This is a genomic window from Enterococcus camelliae (assembly GCF_042685105.1).
Classification (GTDB): domain Bacteria; phylum Bacillota; class Bacilli; order Lactobacillales; family Enterococcaceae; genus Enterococcus_G; species Enterococcus_G camelliae.
Window position 1 is genome coordinate 32971 of record NZ_JBHUMO010000012.1, and the last position, 17303, is coordinate 50273.

Here is a 17303-nt window from a genome sequence, read left to right on the forward strand (position 1 = left end):
GAAAAAAAGAACGTTGTTTAATCATTTTTTAGCGCTTGCCTTAGTTAACTTTAGCTGTGTGCTCCTTCTGTTGTTTTTTGACACAACACTCATCCTAAAAATTTGTAGCTTTGGATTTTTTCTAAACTTCGTGCTAAATATGGTAGCAGCGATGAGATACTCCAAGGGTGAACAATAATAAGACTCTTTCAATTTCGATTTTGTTATTTTACAAATGATTTTATCAAGATGCGACATATCTTTGCGACATTTTGCAAAAAAATACCACATCAAACACTCTTTTCGAAACTACCTAAGTAGCCAAGAATGCTTATGTGGCGTGGGTTTGGCACCCAATGGGACGTGAGGGGTTCGAACCCGCGACCCGCTGATTAAGAGTCAGCTGCTCTACCAACTGAGCTAACGTCCCGTACCAAAAGTACTTTTACATAGTATCACCCGATTACAAAAAATGCAAGGTACTTTTGGAAGAAAAATAACAATTTTTGTTTTTTATTTTGCTTTATTTGTTTCTTGGGCGTTCTTTGCTGGACAACTACAATTACATTGTTCACAATGTTGAGACTTGCCTGTAACTTGGCGATACACAATGTAAGCCGCTGTCACAAAGATAATTACCGCTAAAATAATAGTCGCCATTTTTTTACCCTTCTTTCATGCTAGGTACAACGTTGGTCAATTCGATAATCGTTTGTTTTGGTTTGCGAACGATTTGATAAATGAGATAAGCAAGAACAATTAAACTCAAGAAGGTTTGAAATCCTAAGCTTCCTCCTTCAAACAGAACATGACCCAATTGATATGTCACAAAGCTCACTAAATATGCTAGTCCACACTGATAGCCAATTGCTGTTAACGTCCACTTTACTGTGCCCATTTCTCGGCGAATGGCACCAATGGCCGCAAAACAAGGGGCACAAAGTAGATTAAAAACTAGAAATGAATAAGCTGCGACAGGCGTAAAGTCTGCATGTAACAATGACCAGACTTCTTTCCCATTATCTGAAACAGATCCTAAATGTCCATAAAGAATCCCAAACGTTCCAATAACATTTTCTTTGGCAACCAAACCAGTAATCGTTGCGACAGCCCCTTGCCATACACCCCACCCAAGCGGTTTGAATATAGGAGAAATCACACCTCCAAGAGTCGCGAGCATACTTTGATCTCCCGGTACTTCTTGTAAGGAAAAATTAAACTTAAAGGTAAACCAAATAACAATTGTTGAGACAAAAATAATGGTCCCTGCTTTTTTAACAAAGGCTTTTGATCGTAAAAACGTTTGATTCAAAACACTTCTTACTTGTGGTAAATGGTAAGCTGGTAACTCCATAATAAAGGGAGCAGGGTCTCCTGCAAAAAGTCGCGTTTTCTTTAAAGCAATCCCCGAAAGAACAATGGAAGCAATCCCAATAAAATAAGCTGACGGTGCTACCCAACTTGCTTTTGGAAAAAAGGCTCCCGCAACCAAGGCAATAATTGGCAACTTCGCTGAACAGGGCATAAAAGTCGTAATCATCACCGTTAAACGCCGGTCTTTTTCGTTTTCAATCGTTCGACTCGCCATTACCCCTGGCACTCCACATCCCGTGGCAATCAACATTGGAATAAATGATTTTCCTGAAAGACCAAACTTGCGGAAAATACGATCCATCACAAAGGCAATGCGCGACATATACCCACAATCTTCTAAAATCGCTAAACATAAAAACAAAACAATTAATTGCGGTAGGAAACCAAGCACTGCCCCGACACCAGCAATAATCCCATTAATGATTAAATCTTGCATCCACGTAGCAACTTGCCAATGGATCAACGTTTTTTGTACAAAATCTGGTACGAGTGAACCAAAGAGAACATCATTAACCCAGTCCGTTCCAAATCCACCAATTCCTTGAATAGCTAGATAATACATCCCCCACATAACTAATGCAAAAATAGGCAATGCTAGTATGCGATGAGTCACAATATGGTCAATATGGTCGCTTACCTTCAGAAAGTGGTTTTTTTCATCGACCATGCACAGTGCAATGAGTTTTGTTATGAATTCATAGCGTTCGTTGACAAGAATTGCATCGCTACTATCTTGAAAAATCTTTTCAGCAATCGCAATGATTTCTTCGATTTCTTTTTGTTGTAGACGACTTAAATTTAGTTCATCAATGGCTCTTGGATCTCTTTCGAAAAGCTTGATTGCATACCATCTTGTTTGACTTGGACAAACTGTATTTCCTAATACATCGCTTATTTCATCTAAAGCAGCCTCTAATCTTGCATCGTACGAAGGATAATGAACCGTCTGATGATCTTCCTCCACGACATGAAGGGTGGTTTTCATCAATTCATCGATTCCTTGTTTCTTTATCGCACTGATTCCGACAACTTCCACACCCAATCCATAGGAAAGTTTTTCAAGATTGATTGTCCGGCCATTTTTTTTCATTAAATCCATCATATTCACCGCTACAACAACGGGAATCCCTGTTTCCATTAATTGCGTGGTTAAATATAAGTTGCGCTCAAGGTTTGTTCCATCGACTATATTGATAATAGCTGTAGGATGATCTTGCAATAAGTAATCGCGAGCAACAATTTCTTCTGGCGTATAGGGTGCCAACGAATAAATACCTGGGAGATCTTGAATCATCACCTGTTTGTTTTTGCGGTAGCTACCTGATTTGCGTTCGACTGTTACCCCCGGCCAATTACCAACCGATTGTGTCGCTCCAGTTAGTAGATTAAACACACTGGTTTTGCCACTATTCGGATTTCCCGTTAAGGCAAGTTGCAATTTGTTCATGCTTCGTCAATCCTTTCCATCAGAATATAGGCTGCTTCTTCTTTTCGTAACGTTAAGTCATATCCACGTAATTTCACTTCAATCGGATCCCCTAGAGGAGCCAGCTTTTTCACGGTGATGGCCACATTCTTTGTCACGCCCATGTCCATTAAACGTCGGCGAACAGCACCTTGTCCGTATAAACTAATGACTTTCCCAGTTTCACCGACAGTCAACTGATCAAGCGAGAGCCATTCATTGTGAGCAGTCTCTTCAACCACCTCAATTTGGTTAAGTACAGCAACTTCCAAAGCAACTCTGGTATTTTGGACAGAAACAATTCCACTTTTTTCATCCCTTTGGACAACCATGACACGATTTCCTTTGCTTATCCCCAATCGTTGCAAGTGTAAGCGGATAGATTCACTTATTGTTACGTTATTCACTTGATATTTTACACCAATTTCACAATTTTTTAATGTCGTCATTTGGCTTACAAACTCCTATTTTCTTCTTTATAAATAGAGAAAAAAATCTTCTCTTATTAATATTGAGAATCATTATCATTAATGTATACCTATTTGAATAGTCTGTCAATTTTTGTTTTTACTTTTTTCTTCACAAGAAAAAAATGTTTGACTAATTTTTACTAATTTCAAATGGCTACCAGTGTTGAATTAGCAAGCTTTCTTCTATTCTTTTCATTAAAAAACACAACAAATAGTGTTATATCGAATTCACAAACACAATATATAGTATATTTGTATTGACATTTCTCCATTCCTACCTTAGTATTTTCTCATACGATACTTTTGGGTACTGGAGGAAAAAACAATGAATGTAAAATTATTTTCTAAAAACAACTGCATGCAATGCAAGATGGCAAAACGCTTTTTAACTGAAAATCATGTGACTTTTGAAGAGATTAATATAGATGATCAACCAGAATTTATTGACTACTTGAAAGAACAAGGATTTCAAAGTGTTCCTGTCGTTCTCTCAGACGCCTCTTCAGCAATTATTGGCTTCCGACCAGATCAACTACGTCAATTAGCAAGCTAATTCACAGAACAAATCACGAGTTTATCCATTCGAGTTGGATTTGTCGGTCAACTGACGCGCAAATCCTTCTTTTTGTTTAAAGAAAAAGAAAAGGTTGTGTTTTCATGAGTTTAAAATCATTAGGCGATGTTAGTTACTTTAAGTTAAATAATGAAATCAATCGCCCCGTAGATGGACAAATCCCTCTACATAAAGATAAAGAAGCCTTGGCAGCATTCTTAAAAGAGAACGTCGAACCAAATACAAAAACGTTTGCATCTGTTCATGACAAGTTGGCTTATTTAATAGAAGAAGATTATCTAGAAGAGGCATTTATTGCCCGCTATCAACCAGAGTTTATTGAGCGCTTGTATGCTTTTTTGACTGAACAATCATTTGAATTCCACTCATTTATGGCCGCTTATAAATTTTATTCTCAATACGCCTTGAAAACCAACAATGGTGAAGAGTATTTAGAAACCTACGAAGACCGGGTAGCATTTAATGCACTTTACTTTGCAAACGGTGATGAAGAATTAGCATTAGCTCTCGCGGATGAAATGATTCATCAACGCTATCAACCTGCTACACCAAGTTTTCTAAATGCTGGTCGTAAACGACGTGGAGAATTAGTCTCTTGCTTTTTAATCCAGTTGACAGATGATATGAATGCTATCGGAAGAGGAATCAACTCTGCTTTACAATTGTCTCGTATTGGTGGTGGTGTTGGCATTACCTTATCAAATTTACGCGAAGCTGGCTCCCCAATTAAAGGCTATGAAGGAGCTGCAAGCGGCGTGATGCCTGTCATGAAATTATTTGAAGATAGTTTTAGCTATTCAAACCAACTGGGGCAACGTCAAGGAGCTGGTGTTGTCTACTTAAACGTTTTTCATCCAGATATTATGGCCTTTCTTTCTGCCAAAAAAGAAAATGCTGATGAAAAAATTCGGGTCAAAACACTGTCGTTAGGTGTCTTAGTGCCAGATAAATTTTATGAATTAACCCGTAAAAATGAAGAAATGTATTTGTTTAGCCCTTATAGCATTGAACGCGAGTATGGCATTCCTTTTTCTTACTTAGATATCACTGAAAAATATGATGAATTAGTGGCTAACCCACGGATTCGCAAGACCAAAATCAAAGCCCGCGATTTAGAAAATGAATTGTCAAAATTGCAACAAGAGTCCGGTTATCCTTATATCATTAACATTGATACAGCGAACCGTGCCAACCCAGTTCACGGGAAAATTATAATGAGTAACCTTTGTTCAGAAATTTTACAAGTCCAAGAACCTTCTGTCATAAATGGCAAACAAGAATACGAGGTGCTTGGTACCGATATTAGTTGCAATCTTGGATCAACCAATATTGTCAACTTAATGAGTAGTCCTGATTTTGGTCGTTCTGTTCGGACGATGACCCGGGCGTTAACGTTTGTCACCGATGCATCTGACATTGATGTTGTGCCATCTATTCAAAACGGAAACCATCTAAACCATACGATTGGCCTAGGTGCTATGGGATTGCATAGCTACTTTGCTAAAAATCATATGGAATACGGCTCACCAGAATCAATTGAATTTACCGACATTTACTTTACACTTTTAAATTATTGGACATTAGTGGAAAGCAATGCAATTGCGAAAGAACGAAAAATGGTCTTTCATAACTTTGAAAAATCTCGTTACGCTGATGGAAGCTATTTTGATAAATACATCTCAGGTGCCCATATGCCTGCTTCAGATAAAGTAAAAGGTCTTTTTGAAGGTATTTTTATTCCAACAGGGAACGACTGGCAAATGTTAGCAGAAGCGATCAAAGAAGATGGTTTGTACCATCAAAACCGTTTAGCAGTGGCACCGAATGGCTCAATTTCTTATATCAATGATACTAGTGCAAGCTTGCACCCCATTACTCGCTTGATTGAAGAACGCCAAGAAAAGAAAATCGGCAAAATTTACTATCCGGCAGCTTACTTATCAAATGAAACAATTGGTTACTACAAGTCAGCCTACGATATGGATATGCGCAAAGTCATTGATGTTTATGCCACCGCACAACAACATATTGATCAAGGGATGAGTTTGACCTTATTCCTACGTTCTGATATTCCAGAAGGTTTATACGAATGGAAAACAACCACAAAACAGACCACACGTGATTTGAACATTTTGCGCCATTATGCTTTCCATAAAGGTGTGAAGTCCATTTACTACGTTCGAACGTTTACCGATGATGCAGAGGAAATTGGTAGCAACCAATGTGAAAGTTGCGTTATCTAAAGAGCCATCAATGAACGAAAGAACGATCAAGGAGTGAATAACATGGCAGATACCTATTATGAGGCAATCAATTGGAATGAAATCGAAGACATTATCGACAAATCAACATGGGAAAAACTAACGGAACAATTCTGGTTAGATACTCGTATCCCTCTCTCAAATGATTTAGATGATTGGCGTAAATTAAGCGAAGAAGAAAAACTATTAGTTGGTCACGTATTTGGGGGACTAACTTTATTAGATACGCTTCAATCGGAAAATGGGATTGATCAGCTACGAAAAGATGCGCGGACTCCACATGAAGAAGCTGTTTTAAACAATATTCAATTTATGGAGTCTGTTCATGCCAAAAGTTATTCGTCGATTTTCAGTACCCTTAATACCAAAAAAGAAATTGAAGAAATCTTTGAATGGACCAATACCAATCCTTACTTACAAACCAAAGCCGAAAAAATCAATGAAATCTATAAAAATGGAACCCCTCTTCAAAAGAAAATTGCTAGCGTCTTTTTAGAAACGTTCCTTTTCTACTCAGGTTTTTATACCCCACTTTACTATCTTGGAAACAATAAATTAGCCAACGTTGCTGAGATTATCAAGTTAATTATTCGTGACGAATCCGTCCATGGAACTTATATCGGTTATAAATTCCAATTGGGCTTCAACGCATTGCCAGAGGAAGAACAAGCTTCTTTAAAGGATTGGATGTACAACTTATTATTTGAGCTGTATGAAAATGAAGAAAACTACACCGATGAACTGTATGGTGAAATTGGTTGGGCTGAAGAAGTCAAAGTCTTCCTACGATACAATGCCAATAAAGCCTTAATGAATATGGGGCAAGATCCTCTATTTCCTGACGGTGCCAACGATGTCAATCCAATCGTGATGAATGGTATCTCAACTGGGACAAGCAACCATGACTTCTTTTCACAAGTCGGCAACGGCTATCTACTAGGCTCAGTCGAAGCAATGAAAGATGAAGACTATCTTATCGGCTTTGATTAATCCCCCATCTCTTTAGTGGTGCATCAGCAATTGCTTTTCTATTGCTGATGCATCACTATTTTTTTTAATCTCGTAGCAACTAGCCAATTCACCCATTCTTTGCTACACTAAATTGGAATAGAACATTTGGGGTGCCCAGAGGCTGAGAACATACCCATTGAACCTGATGCAGTTGATCCTGCCGAAGGGAAATGTTAGGAAGAACCTATCCTTTTTGCTGTCTCGCATCCCTCTTTGCTTCTATCACTAGAAGAAAAAAGGGATGCTTTTTTCTTTGTAAAAGGAGGACATACTGTGAATAACGACGAACAAGAACGCCTGTTGCTCGCAACACTGGAGCAGACGCAAGAACAGCTACTGACTATCCTAGAAAGATTGGTGGGATTTCACACAGAATCCCCACCCGCTCGGAATACAAACGAGCTGCAACTGTATCTGAAAGAGACTCTTGAAAAGCTGGATTTTACGGTGGAAACTGCGCCGTTTTATAGGCAGGATACATTGCTTTGGGCTACAAAAGAAGGCACGGATCCTGAGCATTACCAAAGCTTAATCTGGAATGGCCATGTCGATGTCGCTGCACTGGAGTCACTCGCTAACTGGCAGACCAATCCGTTTGAGTTGGTAAAGAAAGGCTCTCGGCTATTTGGACGTGGAGTCAGTGACATGAAAGGATCGGTTGCGTGTGTTATTTGGTTAGTACAAACCTTTCATCAATTGAAGATTCATTTGCCAGGCACTCTCCTTTTGCAATCCGTTGTAGGGGAAGAAGCAGGCGAAGCTGGGACCAAAAAATTACTCGAATCTGGTCAAACAGCAGACTTTGCAATTGTTGGTGACACGAGTGATTTACAGTTTCAAGGTCAAGGTGGCGTCATTACTGGCTGGATTCAATTGAAAAGCCCCGAAACCTTTCACGATGGCAATCGGATGAAGATGGTACACACTGGTGGAGGACTTTTTGGTGCCAATATGATTGAAAAAATGACCATCCTGATTCAAGCGTTACAGACTCTGGAACGACATTGGGGCATTATGAAGTCCTATCCTGGATTTGAGCACGGGACAAATACGATTAATCCCGCCTATATTGAAGGTGGGATTCATCCCGCATTTGTGCCGAACAATTGCCGGCTATGGATTACTGTCCACTTCTATCCAAATGAATCGATTGAACAAGTGACAAGTGAAATTGAAGCACACATTCTTGCCACAGCCAAAGCAGACCCGTGGATGAAAGAAAATCTCCCTACATTTGAATGGGGTGGTGAATCCATGCTTGTAGATAAAGGAGAAGTCTTTCCGCCACTAGCACTTGATCCTACCCATCCAGCAATGCTTGAATTGGCCAAAAGTCATGAAGCGCAAACAGCATCAAAACCCACTACTACCATGTCTACATCTGTTTCCGATGGTGGATGGTTTGGTGCCTATGACATTCCAGCTGTGGTATATGGACCTGGTGAATTATTGCAAGCACACAGCGACAACGAATCCATTGAACTGGACCAATTACTTACCTACAGCAAAATACTAGGAATCTTCCTATTACGTTGGCTTTCCACCAAGAAGACCGTGTGAACAATCCTTAACCAAAAGAAAAAAACTTTCAGACCCGAGAATCTCACTCAGGTTTGAAAGTTTTTTATAAAATTATCTGACTATAGAGCAAAAAGATCGTCGCCACTCTTATTGTCTAGACCTGGGTGGATGTCAAAGCGAACCACACCCACTGCTACGTCTTTCGATAAGACCCGTTTAATCATTGCCGTTCCCTCAACACCAAAACCACCACATAACTCAATTGCCTTAATTCCTTCTTTTTCAAGTTCCGTTGCCGCTTTGACCGCATCAACATAATCCTTGACACCAACTGTCGTCAAATTGACTTGAGGTGTATGAATCGTTGACCGATCCTTTTGATAGTCTGCTTCAGGTGCTAGAAAAATAAATGCTGCTTCTAATGCCATAATCATTCCTCCTTCATTTAAGAAAGCGTATTCATATTCCACTTTTAGTTTAGCACAAATCGAAAAAAAAAGAAGGATTTCCCCCTCTTTTGTGAGAAAAAAAGTATGAAACGCTACTCTCCCCATTGATTTGGTGACCATAATTCACCATCTAATTGTCCTCTAGCCTGTTCGATTCTTTTTCCTTGTTCCATTAGTAAGTCTCTTGCAGCAAATAACAGCGCTTTTTGCTTATAATCTTTGCTTTCTTGCGCCAATTGCACCAATTGTTTTGCTAGCCACTCAGCTTTTGTTTCCAATTGACTCACATCCCTTCTAAATAGAGCTTCAACTCATCTAATTCTGACCGCGTATGAACAAGTTGCGTGATGGTTTCTTCTAAAATGGGCGCTGCTTCTTTAGGAAGGGTCGCCAAATTAGTCGCCGTCAAGGCACGAATCAGCCATTCTTCGCGTTCTTTTAAAGAGTCACTATCTTCTAAACAAAGATATTGTTGGTACTGAATCAGTAATTTCCATTTGGTTGGTTCGTCCATATATTGAAACTGATAGATACCAAATGGCTTTAAGAAATGCATACCAACTTTTTTAGCCATTGCTTGAAATGGTATGGTAATCGCACTCAACGAAAACCCTTCTCTGCCACCAGCTTGGTACGCTTTCTCACTATTGCCAATCACTAGAACCAATCCGAAAGATTTTCCTCGTAACGCCGTCCCATGTACGCCAAAAGCAAAAGATTCGGTGAGCACTTCGTCTTGCCATTGCTTTAACATCGCTGGGGAAGAATACCAATATAACGGAAACTGAAAAATGATTCGATCATGCTCTTGCATCAGTTTTTGCTCAGCTACGCAATCAATTCGACCATCTGGATAACATTCTTCGAGATGATGAAACGTGATTTTCTCGTGGGTTGGCAGAGATTCCTTTAAAAATTGTTGGCTACTCGAACCTTGAATATCTGGGTGAGATACAATAACTAGGGTCCGCACCTCCTCAGCTCCTTTCTTTTCATTTACAATCACCCATTATACCCGAATAAGCAAAAGAATGCACTTTTGAGCCAGTCTTAGACGCTTCAACTTCCCAAAAAAGAAAGAGCTTTCCCTTCGAAAAGCCCTCTCTCTCGACTACATCGTTTTATTTTTTAGGGAAACGTGCCAAAGCAACTCCTTCGCCTAGCTCTTCTTCAATTCGCAAAAATTGATTGTATTTTTCGACCCGTTCACTACGCGCCATCGATCCCGTTTTAATTTGACCGGCATTCATTGCAACGGCAAAATCAGCGATGAAGGTATCCCCGGTCTCCCCTGAACGATGAGAAATCATCGTATTGTATCCATTTGCACGAGCTATCTTAATGGTTTCAATTGATTCCGTCACTGTACCAATTTGGTTCAGTTTAATTAAGATGGCATTGCCAATTTTCTTTTCAATTCCTTCTCTAAAGATGCTAGGATTTGTTACAAAAATATCGTCCCCGACTAATTGTATACTCGAACCCATCACTTCGGTTTGTTTTTTGAATCCATCCCAGTCATGTTCTGAAAAACCATCTTCGATTGAAATAATTGCTGGATATTTTTTTACCAATTCTTGGTAGTAAGCTAACATTTCATCAGAAGAAAGTTCTTTGCCTTCAAAGTGATACCGTTTTGTTTCATCAGAATAAAATTCGCTTGAGGCCGGATCCAAGGCAATGGCAATTTCTGTAGCTGGTTCATAGCCTGCTGCTTGAATGGCTTGATAAAGCATGTCAATTGCCGCTTCGGTACTCGGTAATTTAGGAGCAAATCCACCTTCATCGCCAACTGCTGTTTCATACCCTTGTTCAGCTAATAATTTTTTCAATGTGTGGTACGTATTCGCTATTTTTTCAACACCATCTCTAAATGAAGTCCGTTTTACTGGAGTAATCAAAAATTCTTGCACATCAATGCCTGAATCAGCATGAACCCCACCGTTGATAACATTAAAAAATGGTTGTGGTAACTGTAAATCCACCCCACCAAGATAACGATAAAGTGGAATGTCTTCACTCGCAGCCGCCGCACGTGCAACCGCCATTGAAACACCTAGAATAGCATTGGCACCTAACCTGCCTTTATTTGGTGTACCATCAAGTGCAATCATAATGCGGTCAATTTCTGCTTGATTCAAGGGATTTTTTCCTTTTAATGCTTCATGAATCTCCTTATTGACGTTATTGACCGCTTTCGTGACTCCTTTTCCTTGCAAACGTGAGCCACCATCACGTAATTCAACTGCTTCCCGATCACCTGTTGACGCACCAGAAGGAACTTCTGCTCTTCCAACCGTACCATCTGATAAGCGAACATCTGCCTCGACTGTAGGATTTCCTCTCGAATCAAAAATCTCTCTTGCTTTGACTTCTTCAATTGTGACCATACTTTCTTCCTCCTTTTGGAAACATGAAAAACACCTACCAAGCACTTATTTGCATCACAAATAAATACTTGGTAGGCGTCATCAGCATTTCGCGGTTATAGGGAACACCATCCCTTATTTACGCTTTCAGTCTAGCACAAAAGAATTGAAAAAGAAAAGAAGAACACTTTTCTACGAATTAAAAATTTCCTTCAAAGGGCTTAGCTAATTGCCCAATCACCGTTTGTTCTGGACAAATATAGTGATGATAAACAAAGAGCCCTTGATCTGTCAACGAACAAGAATTATACCCATTTCGATTTGTGAAAATGGATCTATCTGGGTATTCATCTACTCCAAATGACATTGCTTCAGCCATATATTGCATTTTGCCAGCATATGGCATAGTCGTGCCTTGATGAATATGCCCAACAAAAATTCCTATCACATCACTTTGACGTATCACATCTTCAAAACCAATTGGGACTTCTGTTGCTATGCCTGGTTCTTCCCAAGCAAGTGGATGATGTTGTAATAAAATGGTTCCTTTTGGAGCAGATTTCTTTAACCATTCAGTCAGTATATTCATTTGAGCAATAGAAATTTTTCCTTCGTGATGTTCTTCTTGAGCAGAATCCAAACTAATAATTCGTAAACCATCTTTCATTTGGTAAGACAGATAATCACCTTCTTCAGACCTACATACATCCATTCCTTCAAAGAATGAGTGTTGTCGGTCATGGTTTCCTCGACAAAAATAATATGGAATCTCCGGAACAATTTCTTGCCAAAGTTGTTTAAACAACTCATAATCCTCTATTGATCCCTCGTGGACTAAGTCTCCAGTTATGATAGCAAATTCATACTCCTCCTCTTTTATTTGTTTCAAAAGATTGGCCAAATGAATCGTAGGATTATTATATTCATTAAACAACTCGTTCGTTAAGGAATTGGTAGTGTAATTCATTCGGATATGTGTATCAGATAGATGCAAAAATTTCATTCGTACTCTCTCCTTCTTCTAATGTGAATGGATAACCAAGATTCATCTGGTTGCTCTTTGAAAAGAAATGACAATTCTTCTGGTCTACCAAAAGATGGGCAGTATCGCCAATTTTCCAATGACTCTCTTCACTTAATGCAATGATTGTTGACTCTCCTAAATCAATAGTCAGAGCATAATTCTGACCGAGTAACTCTCGATAAATAACTTTACCTTGCAGGTCTCCTCCATGATTTACAAGTGTAAAGTGTTCCGGTCGAATGCCGAAAAGCAGATGGAATTCTCCTTTTTCAAGCAAGAACTTCCGCCATTCTTCTTTTAGAGTAAAAAATTGATTACCCACTACCAATTCGTTCGATCGAAGCTGTGCTTCTAAAATATTCATCCCTGGGGCACCAATAAATGTAGCTGAAAAAACATTCGTTGGTCGTAAATATACATTACGGGGTGTGTCGACCATCTGAATCATTCCTTCATTCAACAAAACGATACGATGAGCCATTGTCATCGCTTCAATTTGGTCATGTGTGACATATACAAATGTTTGTTGATACATTTCATGTATTTTTACTAGTTCCATCCGGGCATCTAAACGCAATCGGACATCCAAATTAGATAATGGCTCATCCAAAAGGAAATACTCTGAACGTTTGACTATTGCTCTTGCAAGTGCAACACGTTGGCGCTGCCCTCCTGATAATTCTTTGGGTAGACGTGTTTGGTAAGGTTTCAAATCTAACATATCTAATGCCTCGTTAAGCCTTGTTTCAATTTCCCTTTTATCCAAGCGATTTGAACGTAAAGCAAATGTAATATTTTCATTTACTGACATGTGGGGATATAAAGCATAGTTTTGAAAAACCATTGCCATATCTCGTTCACCACAAGATACTTGATTTGCAAGTTTCCCATCTAAAAATAATTCACCATCTGTGATTTTTTCAAGTCCAGCTATCATTCGCAGTAAAGTGGATTTACCAGAACCAGAGGGACCCAGCAAAACAATTCGTTCACCTGCTTTAATCGTTAGATCTATCCCTGCTAAAATAATTGAATCATCATATTTTTTAACTATATTTGATAATTGAATAACTTTTCCCATAAATCTCTCCTATTTTATCCCTGCAGAAACAAAGGTTCCAATAATGTATTTTTGAAAAATAATATAAAGTATCAGCGGCACCATCATTGTAATCAAACTGATAGCCATCGCCACTGTAAAATTTGTACCACCCTCTGAACTAATGTACGTTTGCATTGCTAACGGTAAAGTATAGCGGTCAATTGATTTTAAAATTAAAACAGGCCAAACAAATTCATTCCACGAAGTAATAAAAAACCATATTCCAGTTGACGTAATTGCATGACGTGTTAGTGGAAAAATAATTGATTGCATAATATCGCGCTGCGAAACTCCATCCAATTCAGCTACTTCGAGTAAAGATTTGGGAATTCCCCTCATTGTTTGAGTCAATAAAAAAATTCCCATTGCATCTGCAAATTGGGGTAAAATAACACCCCAAGAAGTATCAATCAACTGCAACTTGCTCATCAACAAATAGTTTGGAATCATTGATACTGTGAATGGGATGAACATTGTTGCAATAATTAATAAAAACCAGATCCGTTTAAATTTGATTTGATAATAGGTAAAAGCATATGCTGCAAAAAATGATAGAACCAATTTCACAACAGTAATCACCGTAGCAATGAAAAAAGTGTTCCAAGTAATTTGTAACAGTGGCAAATTTTCAAAGAGATAACTAAAATTATGAAACGTAAAAGGCGTGGGAATCAAACTCAAAATTGTATGATACGCTTCTTTCAACGGTTTGAACGAATTTGCTAAAATAAATAGCAAAGGATAAAAAACACCTAACAAAATTAGGATAAAGAGAAAATGTACCCATAGAGTTTTTTTAATTTTCATAATAAACTCCCTTTTCAATGAATTTAAAAGTACATACTAAAATAACTAGGAAAATCAGTAAAGTAATCACAGAAATCGCTGAAGCCTCTCCTACTTTATACATTTCAAAAGCCTTTTGATAGGTGTAATAAATAAGATTCGAACTGCCATTATTAGGTCCACCTTTTGTAATGATTTTGATCGGTGTAAAGACATATTGAAGCCCTTGAACAATAGTCATAATGAACAAATAAATACCTGTCGAACTACTTAATGGTAAAATCAACTGTAAAAACATCCGCCAAATCGGAATCCGATCCAGCTTAGCTGCTTCAATCATTTCACGGTCAATTCCAGCAATTGCTGCGTAAATGACTATAAAATTGTAACCGAAAACTTTCCAAGATGTAATTAGTGCAATGATACTAATGACCCAACCATTTAAATTAGTCCACATCGGCATAGTAATTCCGACTGACTTTAAAACAATCGCAACCGGACCAGACACAGGATTCAGAATCCAAGTAAAAACCATTGAAGCAACCACTAAAGAAATCACAGCTGGTATAAAGAAAATAGGCTTATAAAACTCTTTTCCTTTTTGAATCACAATATCCATTAAAAAAGACACGATATAGGGAAAAAGGCAACTAAAAAGAACAAATAAAATAGTATAAAGCAACGTGTTAAGTAAAACCTTCTGGAATACTGGCTCACTTAAAATTTTCTGATAATTCGCCAAGCCCACAAACTGTTTGTTTGGTGAAACCATATTCCATTTGAAAAAGCTTAAGTAGATTGTGTAAATCAGCGGATAAATAACAAAAATACTCAATACTAATGCTGCAGGCAACAAGTAAAAATATCCGCGCCAAGATGCATGTTTTCTCATCCAAAAACTCCCTTATAACAAATAAATAATGCACGCAAAAACCGCAATTTTTGCGTGCTATTCTCCCATTATTTCAACAAGTCATTGATTTCACTTTGCGTATCTTTCATTGTCTTAGTGACATCACTGCCTGACAAGATTTTATCACGCATATCTAACAGTTTTTGTTCTGCTTCTAAACCTGCATCACCGGGGAAAGAACTCCAACTAACCATCCCATCCATTTGTTCAATAGCAGGCTGCATCATCGTATTTTCTTCTAGAAATTTTTTCAAACCTTTTTCAGATGTCGCTACATCTTTACGGGGCGGAACATAACCAGTCCCTTTTGTCCATTCAGCCATTGATTCAACACTGTAAAGATACTTTAAAAAATCCCAAGTTGCAGTCTTCTTATCCTTATCTTTCGATGTTACTGCTAACATTGCTCCACCTGCAGGCAATTTCACTTCTTTTCCCTTCCAAGAAGGTGATTTTACAGCATTCACTTCGAATTTCGCATTTGATTGTACATTATTGCGTTGAGCAATGGTTGTATAGAGCATCCCTACTTTTCCGTCGATAAAGCTTTGCACTCCTTGGTCCCAACTAATATGCAAGGCGGATTGATCTTTCACTATCATATCTTGATAAAGTTGGTATGCTTGAATACCCTCAGAGGAAGCAAATGTTGCTTTTCCTTTAGTAATGACAGCTGCTCCATTACTTTCAAGCAGGGCTTGTTGTGCCCAACTATCTGCAGGTTCTTGCATGTAAAAACCATATTTTCCTGTTTTGTCTTTAATGGTTTTTGCATAAGTTTCTAGTTCTTCCCATGTCTGAGGCCCCTTTTCATTAAGACCAGCTTCTTTTAATACATCTTCATTCAGATAAAGTACAGGATTACTCAATGAATAAGGGATTCCAATATACTTGCCATCTAATTTTGCCAAATCCATTATATTGCTTAAAAAATACTTATCAAAATAGTCCGATTGCTTAGGTTCAACTTCCTTAACCAACTCGGTGGGATCAGTGTATTGAAAATTTTCTGCAAAATAATCCTTAAATGCCCAACCAACTTGTACGACATCTGGAACCGTATTTGATGCTACAGCAGCCTGTAAATTTTGCATTAATCCCTTGTACATGTCAGGATTAAATTTCGCTACAACTTTTACTTTACTTTGTGACTTGTTATAGTCATCAACCAATTGAGTAACCGTTTTTCCTCCCTGAGTATCAGCATTAACATGCCAGTATTCAATGGTTACTGGCTTTGAATCATCCGCAGCCTTCGCTTCTGAGGAATTATTGGTATTTCCACAACCTGCAGTTCCCAGTACACCCAATGTTGCAAAAAAAGAAAGCCAAACTTTTTTCTTCATTTTTATCCTCCGTAACAATTATATTGGGATCCTTCGTTTCCCGCTATTTAGTTTAGGCTACCAATGTTAGTTATCTATATTGATTGGGAAAATCTTTTGTAAAAATTTGATTATTCTCGATTTTTTTCTATACATTTTGTAAAATTTACGTAAAAAAAAATAGCCTATATGGCTATTTTCTCTACAACGCTACTGAAATGCATCGAATAGTAGGATTACCTACCCTCATCTATCATGGACAAATCCAATCGCAAAACACGGTCTACTTTTTCAACATCAAACTCATTGCGAAAACGTTGCGTAGCAGATTCAAATAAAACATACAAGGACGAACCAGAAGCGTAGATTTGCTCCATATATGGAGGCGCCTCAATTTCTTTTATAACATCCTTTTGTGAACTACTCACCACTTAGCTAAACCTGACGGTTCTTAACGCTTGAAGTGGGAGCTTCTTGGGAATAGAGCATACTTGATAGCTTATTTCTTTACTAACAGCGGTGTCTCTTATTTACCAAGCTATCCCCGTAGTACCTACGGTTCTTGATTGTTTATAAGCTAACGCTTGTATTCGTAGACCTTCGGTCAGGATATTGATACTTGCGTTGATATCTCGGTCGTGATGGGTATGACAAATAGGACAAGTCCATTCTCGAATTTT

Annotated in this window: 17 protein-coding genes, 1 tRNA gene and 2 riboswitches; of the genes, 4 read left to right on the plus strand and 14 right to left on the minus strand. The window is 38.4% G+C overall.

Annotated elements, in window-relative coordinates; translation table 11 throughout:
* Positions 1 to 336 precede the first annotated feature (336 nt).
* From ACFSR0_RS02265 to ACFSR0_RS02280, 4 genes are all read right to left on the minus strand, one after another.
* Positions 337 to 409: transfer RNA gene (locus ACFSR0_RS02265), tRNA-Lys, on the minus strand.
* A gap of 83 nt (positions 410 to 492) precedes the next feature.
* The gene (locus ACFSR0_RS02270; RefSeq protein ID WP_379979491.1) at positions 493 to 639 is read right to left on the minus strand and encodes a FeoB-associated Cys-rich membrane protein; all 147 of its coding nucleotides are present in this window, start codon (positions 637 to 639) and stop codon (positions 493 to 495) included.
* A gap of 4 nt (positions 640 to 643) precedes the next feature.
* Positions 644 to 2800, minus strand: a complete 2157-nt coding sequence (feoB, locus tag ACFSR0_RS02275) for a ferrous iron transport protein B (protein WP_379979493.1) — start codon at positions 2798 to 2800, stop codon at positions 644 to 646.
* On the minus strand, positions 2797 to 3267 hold the full coding sequence (locus ACFSR0_RS02280; RefSeq protein ID WP_379979495.1) for a FeoA family protein: 471 nt from the start codon (positions 3265 to 3267) through the stop codon (positions 2797 to 2799). The genes feoB and ACFSR0_RS02280 overlap by 4 nt, the downstream gene beginning before the upstream one ends.
* A 346-nt stretch (positions 3268 to 3613) precedes the next feature.
* Between ACFSR0_RS02280 and nrdH the strand changes: the two genes are divergently transcribed.
* The 4 genes from nrdH to ACFSR0_RS02300 all read left to right on the plus strand — a co-directional run bounded on the left by nrdH (position 3614) and on the right by ACFSR0_RS02300 (position 8694).
* Positions 3614 to 3841 (plus strand): glutaredoxin-like protein NrdH, encoded by a 228-nt coding sequence (gene nrdH, locus ACFSR0_RS02285; RefSeq protein WP_379979497.1) that lies wholly within the window; start codon positions 3614 to 3616, stop codon positions 3839 to 3841.
* Positions 3842 to 3945: 104 nt separating this feature from the next.
* The gene (nrdE, locus tag ACFSR0_RS02290) at positions 3946 to 6105 is read left to right on the plus strand and encodes a class 1b ribonucleoside-diphosphate reductase subunit alpha (protein ID WP_379979499.1); all 2160 of its coding nucleotides are present in this window, start codon (positions 3946 to 3948) and stop codon (positions 6103 to 6105) included.
* Positions 6106 to 6147: 42 nt separating this feature from the next.
* Positions 6148 to 7113, plus strand: a complete 966-nt coding sequence (gene nrdF / locus ACFSR0_RS02295) for a class 1b ribonucleoside-diphosphate reductase subunit beta (protein ID WP_379979501.1) — start codon at positions 6148 to 6150, stop codon at positions 7111 to 7113.
* A 117-nt stretch (positions 7114 to 7230) separates the two neighbouring features.
* A riboswitch (TPP riboswitch) is annotated at positions 7231 to 7320 on the plus strand.
* Between the two features lie 87 nt (positions 7321 to 7407).
* The gene (locus ACFSR0_RS02300) at positions 7408 to 8694 is read left to right on the plus strand and encodes an acetylornithine deacetylase (RefSeq protein WP_379979503.1); all 1287 of its coding nucleotides are present in this window, start codon (positions 7408 to 7410) and stop codon (positions 8692 to 8694) included.
* Positions 8695 to 8774: 80 nt separating this feature from the next.
* Here ACFSR0_RS02300 and ACFSR0_RS02305 read toward each other — a convergent pair whose 3' ends face one another.
* From ACFSR0_RS02305 to ACFSR0_RS02350, 10 genes are all read right to left on the minus strand, one after another.
* Positions 8775 to 9083, minus strand: coding sequence for a DUF6506 family protein (locus ACFSR0_RS02305; protein ID WP_379979505.1), 309 nt, complete (start codon positions 9081 to 9083; stop codon positions 8775 to 8777).
* 113 nt (positions 9084 to 9196) lie between these two features.
* The gene (locus tag ACFSR0_RS02310; protein ID WP_379979507.1) at positions 9197 to 9391 is read right to left on the minus strand and encodes a hypothetical protein; all 195 of its coding nucleotides are present in this window, start codon (positions 9389 to 9391) and stop codon (positions 9197 to 9199) included.
* Complete coding sequence (locus ACFSR0_RS02315) at positions 9388 to 10077, minus strand: NAD(P)H-dependent oxidoreductase (RefSeq protein ID WP_379979509.1); 690 nt, start codon at positions 10075 to 10077, stop codon at positions 9388 to 9390. The genes ACFSR0_RS02310 and ACFSR0_RS02315 overlap by 4 nt, the downstream gene beginning before the upstream one ends.
* A gap of 148 nt (positions 10078 to 10225) precedes the next feature.
* The gene (gene eno / locus ACFSR0_RS02320; protein WP_379979511.1) at positions 10226 to 11494 is read right to left on the minus strand and encodes a phosphopyruvate hydratase; all 1269 of its coding nucleotides are present in this window, start codon (positions 11492 to 11494) and stop codon (positions 10226 to 10228) included.
* 65 nt (positions 11495 to 11559) lie between these two features.
* Positions 11560 to 11618: riboswitch (Fluoride riboswitch) on the minus strand.
* A gap of 54 nt (positions 11619 to 11672) precedes the next feature.
* Positions 11673 to 12476, minus strand: coding sequence for a metallophosphoesterase family protein (locus ACFSR0_RS02325; RefSeq protein WP_379979513.1), 804 nt, complete (start codon positions 12474 to 12476; stop codon positions 11673 to 11675).
* The gene (locus ACFSR0_RS02330) at positions 12454 to 13578 is read right to left on the minus strand and encodes an ABC transporter ATP-binding protein (protein WP_379979515.1); all 1125 of its coding nucleotides are present in this window, start codon (positions 13576 to 13578) and stop codon (positions 12454 to 12456) included. The genes ACFSR0_RS02325 and ACFSR0_RS02330 overlap by 23 nt, the downstream gene beginning before the upstream one ends.
* 9 nt (positions 13579 to 13587) lie before the next feature.
* Positions 13588 to 14406: a carbohydrate ABC transporter permease gene (locus ACFSR0_RS02335; RefSeq protein WP_379979517.1), complete on the minus strand. Its 819-nt coding sequence runs from the start codon at positions 14404 to 14406 to the stop codon at positions 13588 to 13590.
* Positions 14396 to 15277, minus strand: coding sequence for a carbohydrate ABC transporter permease (locus ACFSR0_RS02340; protein WP_379979519.1), 882 nt, complete (start codon positions 15275 to 15277; stop codon positions 14396 to 14398). The genes ACFSR0_RS02335 and ACFSR0_RS02340 overlap by 11 nt, the downstream gene beginning before the upstream one ends.
* Before the next feature lie 68 nt (positions 15278 to 15345).
* Positions 15346 to 16644 (minus strand): ABC transporter substrate-binding protein, encoded by a 1299-nt coding sequence (locus ACFSR0_RS02345; protein ID WP_379979521.1) that lies wholly within the window; start codon positions 16642 to 16644, stop codon positions 15346 to 15348.
* A 509-nt stretch (positions 16645 to 17153) separates the two neighbouring features.
* Positions 17154 to 17303, minus strand: a 150-nt coding sequence (locus ACFSR0_RS02350; RefSeq protein WP_379979523.1) for a zinc ribbon domain-containing protein, incomplete at its 5' end; no start/stop codon positions are given.

Bases quoted from the DNA above. Each gene is read 5' to 3' on its own strand.
- nrdF (WP_379979501.1), top strand. From the start codon at position 6,148: ATGGCAGATACCTATTATGAGGCAATCAATTGGAATGAAATCGAAGAC.
- ACFSR0_RS02305 (WP_379979505.1), bottom strand. From the start codon at position 9,083: ATGGCATTAGAAGCAGCATTTATTTTTCTAGCACCTGAAGCAGACTAT.
- ACFSR0_RS02280 (WP_379979495.1), bottom strand. From the start codon at position 3,267: ATGACGACATTAAAAAATTGTGAAATTGGTGTAAAATATCAAGTGAAT.
- feoB (WP_379979493.1), bottom strand. From the start codon at position 2,800: ATGAACAAATTGCAACTTGCCTTAACGGGAAATCCGAATAGTGGCAAA.
- eno (WP_379979511.1), bottom strand. From the start codon at position 11,494: ATGGTCACAATTGAAGAAGTCAAAGCAAGAGAGATTTTTGATTCGAGA.
- ACFSR0_RS02335 (WP_379979517.1), bottom strand. From the start codon at position 14,406: ATGAAAATTAAAAAAACTCTATGGGTACATTTTCTCTTTATCCTAATT.
- nrdH (WP_379979497.1), top strand. From the start codon at position 3,614: ATGAATGTAAAATTATTTTCTAAAAACAACTGCATGCAATGCAAGATG.
- ACFSR0_RS02330 (WP_379979515.1), bottom strand. From the start codon at position 13,578: ATGGGAAAAGTTATTCAATTATCAAATATAGTTAAAAAATATGATGAT.
- ACFSR0_RS02340 (WP_379979519.1), bottom strand. From the start codon at position 15,277: ATGAGAAAACATGCATCTTGGCGCGGATATTTTTACTTGTTGCCTGCA.
- ACFSR0_RS02345 (WP_379979521.1), bottom strand. From the start codon at position 16,644: ATGAAGAAAAAAGTTTGGCTTTCTTTTTTTGCAACATTGGGTGTACTG.
- ACFSR0_RS02270 (WP_379979491.1), bottom strand. From the start codon at position 639: ATGGCGACTATTATTTTAGCGGTAATTATCTTTGTGACAGCGGCTTAC.
- ACFSR0_RS02325 (WP_379979513.1), bottom strand. From the start codon at position 12,476: ATGAAATTTTTGCATCTATCTGATACACATATCCGAATGAATTACACT.
- nrdE (WP_379979499.1), top strand. From the start codon at position 3,946: ATGAGTTTAAAATCATTAGGCGATGTTAGTTACTTTAAGTTAAATAAT.